Source organism: Pseudomonas fluorescens (genome assembly GCF_000968015.1).
Lineage (GTDB): Bacteria > Pseudomonadota > Gammaproteobacteria > Pseudomonadales > Pseudomonadaceae > Aquipseudomonas > Aquipseudomonas fluorescens_W.
In genome coordinates, this window is sequence record NZ_LACH01000022.1 from 1 (window position 1) to 12515 (window position 12515).

Annotated in this window: 11 protein-coding genes; 10 read left to right on the forward strand and 1 reads right to left on the reverse strand. The window is 59.9% G+C overall.

All coding sequences use genetic code 11. The annotated features are described in order from the left end of the window. On the reverse strand, window positions 1-185 hold a 185-nt coding region (locus VD17_RS32455; protein WP_221174433.1), incomplete at its 3' end, for a hypothetical protein. Between VD17_RS32455 and VD17_RS12840 the strand changes: the two genes are divergently transcribed. The 10 genes from VD17_RS12840 to VD17_RS12885 all read left to right on the forward strand — a co-directional run bounded on the left by VD17_RS12840 (window position 184) and on the right by VD17_RS12885 (window position 12407). Further along, window positions 184-627 (forward strand): CopD family copper resistance protein, encoded by a 444-nt coding sequence (locus tag VD17_RS12840; RefSeq protein WP_046046915.1) that lies wholly within the window; start codon window positions 184-186, stop codon window positions 625-627. The genes VD17_RS32455 and VD17_RS12840 overlap by 2 nt on opposite strands. Window positions 628-743: 116 nt before the next feature. Beyond that, window positions 744-2093, forward strand: a complete 1350-nt coding sequence (locus tag VD17_RS12845; protein WP_046054137.1) for a coproporphyrinogen III oxidase — start codon at window positions 744-746, stop codon at window positions 2091-2093. 22 nt (window positions 2094-2115) lie between these two features. Then, window positions 2116-3504 (forward strand): oxygen-independent coproporphyrinogen III oxidase, encoded by a 1389-nt coding sequence (hemN, locus tag VD17_RS12850; protein ID WP_046054138.1) that lies wholly within the window; start codon window positions 2116-2118, stop codon window positions 3502-3504. A 258-nt stretch (window positions 3505-3762) separates the two neighbouring features. After that, a complete protein-coding gene (gene nosR / locus VD17_RS12855; protein WP_046054139.1) occupies window positions 3763-5976 on the forward strand; it encodes a transcriptional regulator NosR in 2214 nt (737 codons plus the stop codon). A 53-nt stretch (window positions 5977-6029) separates the two neighbouring features. After that, a complete protein-coding gene (gene nosZ, locus VD17_RS12860) occupies window positions 6030-7952 on the forward strand; it encodes a TAT-dependent nitrous-oxide reductase (protein WP_440130567.1) in 1923 nt (640 codons plus the stop codon). A gap of 27 nt (window positions 7953-7979) precedes the next feature. Then, window positions 7980-9269, forward strand: a complete 1290-nt coding sequence (locus VD17_RS12865) for a nitrous oxide reductase family maturation protein NosD (protein ID WP_046054141.1) — start codon at window positions 7980-7982, stop codon at window positions 9267-9269. Continuing rightward, window positions 9266-10189: an ABC transporter ATP-binding protein gene (locus tag VD17_RS12870; protein WP_046054142.1), complete on the forward strand. Its 924-nt coding sequence runs from the start codon at window positions 9266-9268 to the stop codon at window positions 10187-10189. The genes VD17_RS12865 and VD17_RS12870 overlap by 4 nt, the downstream gene beginning before the upstream one ends. Further along, window positions 10186-11016, forward strand: coding sequence for an ABC transporter permease (locus VD17_RS12875; RefSeq protein ID WP_033062172.1), 831 nt, complete (start codon window positions 10186-10188; stop codon window positions 11014-11016). Before VD17_RS12870 ends, VD17_RS12875 begins: the two co-directional genes overlap by 4 nt. Window positions 11017-11049: 33 nt before the next feature. Further along, window positions 11050-11553: a nitrous oxide reductase accessory protein NosL gene (locus VD17_RS12880; protein WP_046054143.1), complete on the forward strand. Its 504-nt coding sequence runs from the start codon at window positions 11050-11052 to the stop codon at window positions 11551-11553. 110 nt (window positions 11554-11663) lie between these two features. Further along, window positions 11664-12407 (forward strand): SDR family NAD(P)-dependent oxidoreductase, encoded by a 744-nt coding sequence (locus VD17_RS12885; RefSeq protein ID WP_046054144.1) that lies wholly within the window; start codon window positions 11664-11666, stop codon window positions 12405-12407. Window positions 12408-12515: the final 108 nt, after the last annotated feature.

The window sequence follows — 12515 nt, forward strand, 5'->3', positions numbered from 1 at the left end:
TGTAAAAGCGAAACCGCCAGCCGCCGTGACCGCAGAAACGGATATGCACGGGTTTTGCCGGTTTCTTGATCGGTGTCAACCGCATGGCCAGGCGGGTTCTGTAGTCTCCAGAGACCGACAGCCAGTGCGCTCACCCCAATGTTCGCCGTAGCGCGGGTTGCCTTGACCCAAGGCGAAAACATCATGATCTATCCGCTGATTCTGACCTTGCACCTGTTTGCCGCGCTGATCTTCATCGGCACGGTGTTCTTCGAAGTCCTGTTCCTGGAAAGCATCCGCAAACAGCTACCCGCCAGGGTGATGCTGCTGGTGGAGCAGGGGATCGGTCGCCGGGCCCGCTCGCTGATGCCGTGGGTGCTGCTGGTGTTGTTCGGTGCGGGGTTGGGCATGGTCTGGTTGCGCTACTTGCCAGCCCTTGCCTCACCACTGGCCTCATCGTTCGGCACATTGCTGGCGTTGAAAATCGCGGTAGCCGTGAGTGTTCTGCTGCACTTCCTGGGCGCCATGTTTTTATTCAAAAGCGGCCGAATGAGCCCGCGATACCTGCACTTCATCCATGGCAGCCTGTTCTGCCACATGGTCGTTATCGTGCTGCTGGCCAAGGGCATGTTTTACCTGACGTGGTAATCGGGGCTGACCGGTGGTCCGTTGTGCAGACACTTCGCTTGCGCTTGACGCAAATCAAGGAGCATTGATGGTTAAACCCGGAGACTGGAAGTCCGCAGCCAGTCTCGGAGACCGTCATGCTCGATTTATTTCACAACCCCGGCGAGTTTTTGATCGCTCGGTGCGATCAAGGCGTGCTTGACCCTAACTGTCATGCCGACACGCAAAAATTTCATGACGGTATTGGCTCTCTGGACCTGCTTCGTGCATTGCGCGTCAGCCGCCAGAAATGCCGACCGCTGTCCCTGAACGTGCAGCTGCCTTCCAGCCTCAAGCCGTCTTCCTGTTCCCCGCGCGATGTCGTCGGCGAGCACAGCGGTATCGAGCAGTATCTTCAGCATCTGGAGCGTGAAATCGACCTCGTCGGTTGTCACCTGGGCGCGGAACAACGGGTCGAGCAGTTTCATCTGGGAGGCGGAACACCTGCGCCTGCCCATCTGGAGCGGCTGATGAGTCATCTGCGTGGCCGGTTCAACTTTCTTGAACATGACGGCGGCGACTACAGCGTCGAGGTCGACCTTCACCATACCGACTGGTCGACCATGCGGTTGCTGCGCGACCAAGGATTCAATCACGTCAGCATCGGCGTGCCGGATATCGACGCCGACTGTGACAGGTCGGTGGCCTGCTACCAGAACCCGGCGCCGATCCAGTCGCTCATGGATGCTGCGCGCACTTTTGGCTTTCGGTCCATCAACGTCGATCTGGGTTTTGGCCATGCCTGGCAGACGCCAGACAGTTTTGCGCTGAAGCTGGCGACCATTATCGAGCTGGAGCCGGACCGGCTGATGGTGTTCGACTATGCCCGGCCACCACGGCGCTATCGGCCGGTGCTCGGTGACAAAGTCAGAGCGCTGTGCAGCCAGGACGATAAAGGCGCGATGCGCCAGATCGGTTTCGAGCAACTGCTGGGTGCGGGTTATCACTACATCGGTCTGGGGCAATTTGTCCGGCCTGATGATGATCTGGCGGTCGCCCAGGAGCGCGGCCGGTTGCGCCGTACCTGTGAGGGTTTCTCCCGTCACGGCTATTGCGATCATGTTGGATTCGGCTTGGGCGCCATCAGCCAGATCGACGATTTGTACACGCAAAACACCGACGAGATTGAACGCTATCAACAGCAACTGGACATGAAGCAATTGCCGACGTGTCGAGGCTGGCGCTTCGAGGCGGGGGATCAGATCAGGCAAATGGTCATGGAGCGCCTGGCCTGTGATCAGGAACTGGATATCCGCGCCATCGAGAGGCGCTATGGGCTGGTTTTTTCTAAGTACTTCTCCGCCGTCTGGCCATTGCTGGAGCAATTGAGCCGGGACGGGTTGATCGAGTTATCAGACCGTTTCATCAGCATCCTTCCCGCCGGTCGGCCGGAAGTGGATGCCATCTGCAACCTGTTTGAAAAGGACTTGGGCGGTGCGAAGCATTAACCCCATTGCGAGTTGATCGATCATGAACACGACATTTGATTTCAATCGCGCCCTGGTCGAAAAGTATGACCGCCCAGGGCCGCGCTATACCTCTTATCCCACGGCACCGCAGTTTCACCAGGCGTTTGCCGTTGACGACTATCAGCGTGCCGCCCGCGACAGCAATAAAGTGGCTGCGCCGAAACCGTTGTCGGTGTACATCCACATCCCGTTCTGCAAAAGCCTTTGTTACTACTGCGCCTGCAACAAAATCATTACTCAGAAAACCCATCGCGCCGTCGAGTACCTGAAGTACCTCAAGCGTGAAATCGCGATGCAGGCGGCCTTGTTTGACAACACCCGCAAACTCACGCAGTTGCACCTGGGGGGTGGCACGCCGACCTATTTGACCAGCGAGCAGCTGGCGGACCTGATGGACTGCCTGCACCAGGCGTTCAACATGGATGACAGCGATGACCATGAGTTTTCCATCGAGGTCGACCCGCGCACCATCAGCACCGAGCAGATTCAGTCGTTGCGCCTGTTGGGCTTCAATCGCCTGAGCTTCGGCGTGCAGGATTTTGACCCCGACGTGCAGGCGGCGGTCAATCGCCAGCAAAGCGAAGAGCAGATTTATGCGCTGGTGGCGGCGGCGCGCGAGGCGCAATTCAAGTCGATCAGCGTCGACCTGATCTACGGTCTGCCCCTGCAAACCGTGCAGAGTTTCGACGTCACCCTCAGCAAGATCATCGCGCTGCGCCCGGACCGGATTGCCGCCTACAGCTACGCGCATCTGCCGGAGATGGTCCGCGCGCAACGGCTGATTCGCCCCGCCGACATGCCGCCACCGGAGCGCAAGCTGGAACTGCTCGAGCTGACCATCCGCCGTCTGACCGAGGCCGGTTACGTCTATATCGGCATGGATCATTTCGCCTTGCCGGATGACGAGCTGGCGCTGGCCCGGGCCAATGGCACCTTGCAGCGTAACTTTCAGGGCTATTCCACCCATGCCGACTGCGATTTGATCGGCCTTGGGGTGTCGTCGATCGGCAAGGTCGGTGACAGCTACAGCCAAAGCGTCAAGGAGCTTTCGCAGTACTACAGCCGTATCGATCAAGGGATGTTGCCGGTGCATCGCGGTTACCGCTTGAACCCCGATGACCTGCTGCGCCGCGAGGTGATCAGCGACCTGATGTGCCACGGCCGTATCGCGTTCGACAAGTATGAGACGCGGCATGGCATTCGCTTCACCGAGTATTTTGCCGAGGCGCTGGCACAGCTGGGCGAGCATGTGCGCGATGGATTGCTACAGATTCACCGCGACGAACTGGTGCTGTTGCCGCAAGGGCATTTGATGATGCGCAGTGCCGCGATGGCGTTTGACGCCTATCTGGGTGGTGAACAAAAAGGCCAGTTTTCACGCACGGTTTAAGAAAAAATTGCAGGCAAAACACGCCCTTTGTAGCAGCTGGCGAAGCCTGCGTTCGGCTGCGAAGCAGTCGTAAAACCTGAGTTTTCGGTCTTCCTGAAACACCGCATCGTCTGATTTTACGACTGCTCCGCAGCCGAACGCAGGCTTCGCCAGCTGCTACACGGTTTGCGTTGCGGCTGAAATGGCGGGGGCCTGTCTTCCGGGGCTACTTTCTTAAGTTGATTTCAATCAAGGGCAGGGGGCGCAACGCTCCCTAACATGACTGAAAGCCCTTTCGAAATCAGCGAACCCATGACAATCCATCAGCCTTCGATACACGCCAACCTGCGCGCCTGGGGCGTCGGGCTGGTGGTTCTGCTGATGCTGATGCTCGCCACCTTCGAAGGAGCGCAGGCCAAGCAATACGGTGACATCGAGCAGCAGCGCATCGAAAAAACCTTCCCTCAAACCGATTCCGTTTCCGCCCCCGAAGGCCGGTTCAAAGTGCGTACGCTGTCCGCCGCCGGCAAGGTCATCGGTTATGTGTTCCAGAGCCTGGACGTGGTGGATATTCCGGCCTACTCGGGCAAACCGATCAACACCCAGGTGATCCTCGACACGACCGGCATGATTCAGGATGCCTATGTACTGGAACACCACGAGCCGATTCTGCTGATTGGCATTCCTGAGGCAAAACTTCACGGCTTCAGCTCCAAGTACAAGGGCATCAAGGTCAGTCAGCGGGTCGTCGTCGGCCATTCCAGTGACCCGAACGCGGTCACGGTCGATGCCATCGCCGGCGCAACCGTCACCGCCATGGTGGTCAACGAGGTCATCATGCGCGCCGCCCACGAGGTGGCCGTATCGCTCAAGCTGATCGAGGACACTGCCGGTGTGGCACGCAAACCCGCTACTGTGCGCCAGGACTTTTATGAACCCGCCACCTGGGAACAACTGACCGGCAACGGCGCCATCCGCCGCTTGAACCTGACCCGTGGGCAAGTCGACGCAGCCTTCAAGGGCACCGATGCCGAAGGCGTCGACAACGCCAGCGCCGATCAGGTTGATGAGACCTTTATCGAGCTGTACACCGCCGACCTGAATCCGCCGACCATCGGCCGCGCGCTGTTGGGCGACAACCAATATCGCTTCCTCATGCAAGACCTCAAGCCCGGCGAGCAGGCCATCGCGGTGCTGGGTCGTGGGCTGTTTTCCTATAAAGGCTCGGGGTATGTGCGCGGCGGGATTTTCGATCGGGTGCAATTACGTCAGTTCGGCAACGTCATCAGTTTTCGCGACATGGACCATCAGCGGCTCTCCGACGTGTTTGCCAAGGGCATGCCGGAATTCACTGAGATGTCGATTTTCATTGTGCGCGAGCCGGCGAAGTTTGATCCGGGGTCGCCCTGGTCCCTGGAATTGCTGGTGCGTCGTCAGACCGGCCCGCTCAGTGGCACGTTCAGCAGCTTCGAACTGGCCTATCAATTGCCCGAGCCCTACCTTGAACGGCCACTGCCCAGCGCCGAAGAACTGGCCGCCACCGAGGAAGCCAGCCGGCCAATGTGGTTGAACATCTGGTACCAGAAACACTTTCAGATCGCCGTACTCGGCACCGCGTTGCTGCTGCTGACGGCCATCCTGTTCCTGCAAGACACGTTCACTCGCCGGCCGCATTTTCTGCACTGGCTGCGTCGCGGTTACCTGGTCTTTACCGTGGTGTTTATCGGCTGGTACGCGCTGGGGCAGTTGTCTGTGGTCAATGTCCTGACCTTCGCCCATGCACTGTTCGATCATTTTCGCTGGGAGCTGTTTCTCACCGATCCGCTGATCTTCATGCTCTGGGTTTTCGCCGCCGCCAGCATTCTGCTGTGGGGCCGCGGTGTGTTCTGCGGCTGGTTGTGTCCGTTTGGCGCCTTGCAAGAGTTGATCAACGAGGCCGCGCGCAAGCTGAAAATCCCTCAATACGAACTGCCGTTCGCCGTGCATGAACGGCTGTGGGCGATCAAATACATCATTTTGCTGCTGCTGTTCGGCATCTCCCTGGAGTCGATGTCCACCGCCGAACTGTTCGCCGAGGTGGAGCCGTTCAAGACCGCCATCACCCTCAGGTTCGACCGCCAGTGGTGGTTCGTGCTCTACGCGGTGGCGCTGCTGGTCATCAACCTCTTCACGCGCAAAGTCTATTGCCGCTACATCTGCCCGTTGGGTGCGGCGCTGGCGATTCCGAGCAAGTTTCGCCTGTTCGACTGGCTCAAACGCCGCAAGGACTGCGGCACGCCCTGCCAACTGTGCGCCAAGGAATGCGAGATCCAGGCGATTCATCCCGATGGCCGGATCAATGCCAACGAGTGCCACTACTGCCTCGATTGCCAGATGACGTACCAGAACGACAACAAATGCCCGCCGCTGATCAACAAGCGCAAGAAGCGCAGCAAAGCGTCACCCGCTGCTGTGCAACTGATACCTGTCGTGGAAGTGACCGCTCTGGAATGAACCCCGCGAGCGCCTGTCCGCAGTGACCGTTTTTATCCCTTCAAGGAAAACACCTGATGAACGACACAGAATCCAAAAAAGTAGCTGAAGTGCCGGAATCGACCGGCTTCAGTCGTCGCGGTTTCCTCGGCACCAGCGCGGTGACCGGCGCCGTACTGGCAGGCGCTACAGCTCTGGGTGGCGCAGTGTTCACCCGTGAAACCTGGGCGGCTGCGGCCAAGGACGCGCAATCGAAAACCCACGTCGGGCCGGGCGAGCTGGACGAATACTACGGTTTCTGGAGCGGCGGCCATCAGGGCGAAGTGCGAATCATGGGCATTCCGTCGATGCGCGAGTTGTTGCGTGTTCCGGTGTTCAACGTCGACTCCGCCACCGGTTGGGGCCTGACCAACGAAAGCAAACGGATCATGGGCGACAGCGCGCATTTTCAGAATGGCGACTGCCACCACCCGCATTTGTCGATGACCGACGGCAAGTACGACGGCAAATACCTGTTCATCAACGACAAAGCCAACAGCCGCGTTGCGCGTATCCGTCTGGACATCATGAAGTGCGACAAGATGCTCACCGTGCCCAATGTGCAGGCGGTTCACGGGCTGCGTTTGCAAAAAATGCCGCACACAAAGTATGTGTTTGCCAATGCCGAATTCGTCATTCCGCACCCCAATGACGGCAGCACCTTCGACCTGCAGGACAAGAACAGCTACACGATGTTCAACGCCATTGATGCCGAGAAGATGGAGATGGCCTTCCAGGTCATCGTCGACGGCAACCTGGACAACACCGACGCCGACTACACCGGCAAGTACGCGGCTTCGACCTGCTACAACTCGGAGAAGGCCTACGACCTGGGCGGCATGATGCGCAATGAGCGCGACTGGGTGGTGGTGTTCAATATCCAGCGCATCGAAGCGGCGATCAAGGCCGGCAAGTTCATCACCCTGGACGGCTCGAAAGTGCCGGTGGTCGACGGTCGTAAAACCGAGGGCAAGGACAGCGCATTCACCCGTTATATCCCGGTGCCGAAGAACCCCCACGGGATCAACATGACGCCCGATGGCAAGTACTTCATTGCCGCCGGCAAACTCTCGCCCACTTGCACGATCATCGCCACCGCGAAGCTGGATGATCTGTTCGACGACAAACTCAAGGACCCGCGTGACGCGGTGGTCGGCGAGCCCGAGCTGGGTCTGGGTCCGCTGCACACCACCTACGACGGCCGCGGTAATGCCTACACCACCTTGTTCATCGACAGCCAGGTGGTGAAGTGGAACGTGGAGGAGGCCGTTCGCGCCTACACCGGCGAGAAGGTCAATTACATCAAGCAGAAACTCGACGTGCAGTACCAGCCGGGCCACAACCATGCGTCGCTGACTGAAACCAGCGAAGCCGACGGCAAATGGCTGATGGTCCTGAGCAAATTCTCCAAAGACCGCTTCCTGCCAACCGGCCCGTTGCACCCGGAAAACGACCAGTTGATCGACATCTCCGGCGAGGAAATGAAACTGGTGCACGACGGCCCGGCCTTCGCTGAACCCCACGACTGCGTCATGGCCCGCCGCGACCAGATCAAGACCAAGAAAATCTGGGACCGCAACGACCCGTTTTTCGCCGAAACCGTGGCGATCGCCGCCAAGGACGGGATCAAACTGGAGACCGACAACAAGGTCATCCGCGACGGCAACAAAGTGCGCGTCTACATGACCTCGATGGCCCCGGCCTACGGCCTGCCGGAGTTCACCGTCAAACAGGGCAACGAGGTCACGGTGACCATCACCAACATCGACCAGATTGAAGACGTGACCCACGGCTTCGTGATGACCAACCATGGCGTCAGCATGGAGATCAGCCCACAGCAGACCTCATCGATCACTTTCATTGCCGACAAGGCTGGCCTGCATTGGTACTACTGCAGCTGGTTCTGCCATGCGCTGCACATGGAAATGGTCGGCCGCATGAAGGTCGAGAAGGCCTGACCGTTGCCCATCGACAGGAGCCAAGCCATGACTGATAGCAAGGGAAACCCGGTGAAGGTCATTGCGCTTGCGCTCCTGCTGATGTCCGGCAGCGCGCTGGCGGTGCAACCCATCATCACGTTGCCGTTGACGGTGGACGCCGATCAACGCTGGCACCTGCCGGCAGGGGAATACCGTGGCTCGTTCAGCGTCGATCAACCGATGCAGATTGTCTGCGAGTCGGGTGCGGTATTTCAGGGCGAGGGGCAGGGCAACGGCTTGATCATCAGTGCGCCGGATGTCGGCATCGAGGGCTGCACCTTTCTGGACTGGGGGCACGACCTCACGGCCATGAATGCAGCGGTGTTTATCCAGCCCAAGGCCCATGGCGCGGTCATTAAAGGCAATCGCCTGCAGGGTAAGGGCTTCGGAATCTGGGTCGACGGTACGCAGGATGTGAGCCTGATCGACAACCGCATCCAGGGTGATCCGACGATGCGCTCGCAAGATCGCGGCAACGGCATTCATCTGTATGCGGTGCACGGCGCCAAGGTCATTGGCAACCAGGTCCGCGACACCCGCGATGGCATCTACATCGACACCTCCAACGGCAACCTGCTGCAGGGCAACACCCTGGAAGACCTGCGCTACGGCGTGCATTACATGTTCGCCAACGATAACCAGTTGATCGGCAACACCACCCGCCGCACCCGTACGGGCTACGCCCTGATGCAAAGCCGCAAGCTCACGGTGATCGGCAATCGCTCCGAACAGGATCAGAACTACGGGATCCTGATGAACTACATCACCTATTCAACCTTGCGTGACAACTTCGTCACTGACGTGCGCGACGGCTCGACCGGCGACAGCATGATCAGCGGTGCTGAGGGCAAGGCGCTGTTCATCTACAACTCGCTGTTCAACAGCATCGAACACAACCACTTCGAGCACAGCGCCGTGGGCATCCATCTCACCGCCGGCTCGGAAGATAACCGTATCGCCGACAACGCTTTTGTCGGCAACCAGCGGCAGGTCAAGTACGTCGCCACCCGCTTGCAGGAATGGTCGGCGGATGGCCGGGGCAATTACTGGAGTGATTACCTCGGCTGGGACCGCAACAACGATGGCCTCGGCGATATCGCCTACGAACCCAATGACAACGTCGACCGTTTGCTGTGGCTGTACCCGCAGGTGCGCCTGTTGATGAACAGCCCCGGCATCGAGTTGCTGCGCTGGGTGCAACGGGCCTTTCCGGTGATGAAATCGCCGGGGGTGCTGGACAGTCATCCGCTGATGAAGTCATCCACTCAAACCCTGACCCAGGAGCCCACCCCATGAACGTCATCGACATTGAAGGCGTCAGCCAGCGCTATGGGCATGCCACCGTGTTGCATCAGCTCAACCTCAGCCTGGCGGAAGGTGAAGTGCTGGGGTTGTTCGGGCACAACGGCGCGGGCAAGACCACCAGCATGAAACTGGTGCTTGGCCTGCTCCAGCCCAGCGAAGGGCAGGTCAGGGTGTTCGGCCGTTTGCCCAGCGATCCCCACGTGCGGCGCCTGCTCGGGTATCTGCCGGAGAACGTGACGTTTTACCCGCAACTGAGCGGTGTTGAGACCTTGCGCCATTTCGCACGACTCAAAGGCGCCGCGTCCGCTCAAGTGGACGCACTGCTGGAGGAAGTCGGCCTGGCCGGTGTGGCGCATCGGCGGGTCAAGACCTACTCCAAAGGCATGCGTCAACGATTGGGGCTGGCGCAAGCGCTGCTCGGCGAGCCGCGTTTGTTGCTGCTCGACGAGCCAACCGTCGGCCTCGATCCCATTGCGACCCAGGACCTCTATCGGTTGCTTGATCGCCTGCGCAGCCAGGGCACCAGCATCATTCTCTGTTCCCACGTATTGCCTGGCGTGGAGGCGCATATCAACCGCGCCGCGATTCTGACCCAGGGCCGTCTGCTGGCTCTCGGCAGTCTGCGCAGTTTGCGTGAGGAAGCCGGGTTGCCGACGCTGATTCGCGCCAACGGTCTGAAGCACGCCGGCCCCTTGCAGCAACGCTGGAACAACGCCGGGCACGTCACCGAGCGCTGGGGCGTCGAAGGGCTTGAAGTGGCCGCGCTCAATGGCAGCAAGCTCGGGCTGTTGCGCCAACTGCTCAATGAAGACGAACCGGCCGACGTGGAAATCCATCAGCCGTCGCTGGAAGACATTTACCGCTACTACATGAGCCGGGCCGGTGCGGCGCCGATCGGGGAGGCCGTATGAACGCTGTCTGGAACATGGCCCGCAAGGAATTCAGCGACGGTTTGCGCAATCGCTGGTTGTTGGCGATCAGTGTGCTGTTCGCGGTGTTGGCCATCGGCATCGCCTGGCTGGGCGCCGCAGCTTCCGGGCAATTGGGTTTCACCTCGGTGCCGGCCACCATCGCCAGCCTCGCCAGTCTGGCAACGTTTTTGATGCCGTTGATTGCGTTGCTGTTGGCCTATGACGCCATCGTCGGCGAGGACGAAAGCGGCACGTTGCTGCTGTTGCTGACGTACCCGTTGGGGCGCGGGCAGATTCTGCTGGGCAAGTTTGTCGGCCACGGGTTGATCCTGGCGCTGGCGACACTGATCGGTTTCGGCTGCGCCATGCTGGCCATCGCCGTGCTGGTGGACGATGTCGAACTGAGCCTGCTGCTCTGGGCTTTTGGCCGGTTCATGGCGTCGTCGACGTTGCTGGGCTGGGGGTTTCTGGGGCTGGCCTATGTGCTGAGCAGTGTGTCGGCCGAGAAGTCCACGGCGGCCGGGCTGGCGCTGGGCGTGTGGTTCTTCTTCGTGCTGGTGTTCGACCTGGCACTGCTGGCGCTGTTGGTGCTCAGCGAAGGGCAGTTCAACCCGAAAGTGCTGCCCTGGTTGCTGCTGCTCAATCCGGCCGACATTTACCGCTTGATCAATCTCTCCGGTTTTGAGCCGGGCGCCAGTACCGCCGGTGTGCTGACGCTGGGCAGTGATTTGCCGATGCCGGGCTCGATGCTCTGGCTGTGCCTGTCGCTGTGGGTGGCGGTGCCATTGGGCTCGGCCTGGCTGTTGTTTCGTCGCCGGGCGACATGAATTTCCACTTTGATAGTTTTGGAGCAGTTGACGATGAACACCTTTTATCTGACGACGATGCGCGCGGTGGCGGGCCTGATGATGTGCCTGTTGCTGACGGCCTGTGACAATCCGGCGCAAGCCACCTACAGCAGCGCCGCCACAGCCTTTCATCCCAGTGATGAATGCCATGTCTGCGGGATGATCATCAACGGATTTCCCGGGCCCAAGGGCGAAGTGGTCGAGCGGGCCGGGGTCAAGAAGTTCTGCTCCACGGCGGAAATGATCGGTTGGTGGTTGCAGCCGGAAAATCATCATGGCGATGCAAAACTGTATGTCCACGACATGGGCCGTAGCCCTTGGAACGCGCCGGATGACGCCCACCTGATCGATGCCAAGGATGCGTTCTACGTGGTCGGCACCCAACTCAAAGGCGCCATGGGTGTGGTGCTGGCGTCGTTCTCCAGTCGCGAGGCCGCTGAAAAGCTTGCCGCTGAACAGGGTGGTCGCTTGCTGCGCTTCAGCGAGATCACTCCGGCGCTGTTGCAGCAACACTAACGCCGTTGAAAAAGCCTGATCGCGGTCAAGTCGTTTTTTCTTCTCTTGTTCAAAGATAGGGGCTCGCTATGTCCCCAGTGCTTGGCATCCGTGATGCCCAGGAGTGAATGATGAAAACCGAGTTTCAGGATCGTTTGGCGGTGGTCACGGGTGCCAGCGCCGGGATTGGCCTGGCACTGTGCGCCGCGCTGTTACCGCGCGGGGTCAAGGTGCTGGCGATGTCACGGACCCTGGGTGAACTGCCGGCGTTGCAGCAGATCTACGGCGAACGGTTGCAGTGGTTTGCCGGGGATGTCACGCGTCAGCAAGACCTGCGCGAGCTGGCCGAGCGCGCGGCGGCGATGGGCCCGGTGGACTATCTGGTGCCCAATGCGGGGATTGCCGAAATGGCCGACAGTCTGGATATGCAGGCCTTCCAGCGGCAGTGGTCGGTCAACGGTGCCGGGGCGTTGAATACGCTGGCGGCGTTGCGGGGTGAATTGGCGAGCCCGGCGTCGGTGGTGTTTGTCGGGAGTTTCCTGACGGGTTCGAGCTTCCCCGGGTTGGCTGCGTGCATTGCCAGCAAGGCTGCGCTTGCGGCTCAGGCGCGGACGCTGGCGGTGGAATTTGCGAGATTTGATGTGCGCATTAATCTGGTCTCGCCGGGACCGACGGCGACTTCGATGTGGGACAACCTGGGGTTGAGCGAGGGGGAGCTCGGCGACGTTGCGGACACCCTTGGTAAACGTCTGTTGCCCGGTCATTTTCTCGATGCGGCGGCGGTGGCCAATGTGATTGTTTTTCAGTTGTCGCAGGGGGCTCGGGGTGTCTATGGTCAGGACTGGAAGGTCGATAACGGTTACACCTTGGGCTGAAGGGTAAATATTTACGCTCAGTGCACATATCCGTTTCTGCGGTAACGGCTGGTATTGGTTCCGCCCTTACGGCGGGTCACATGGAAGAGCGCCAAGTAACCAAACGCT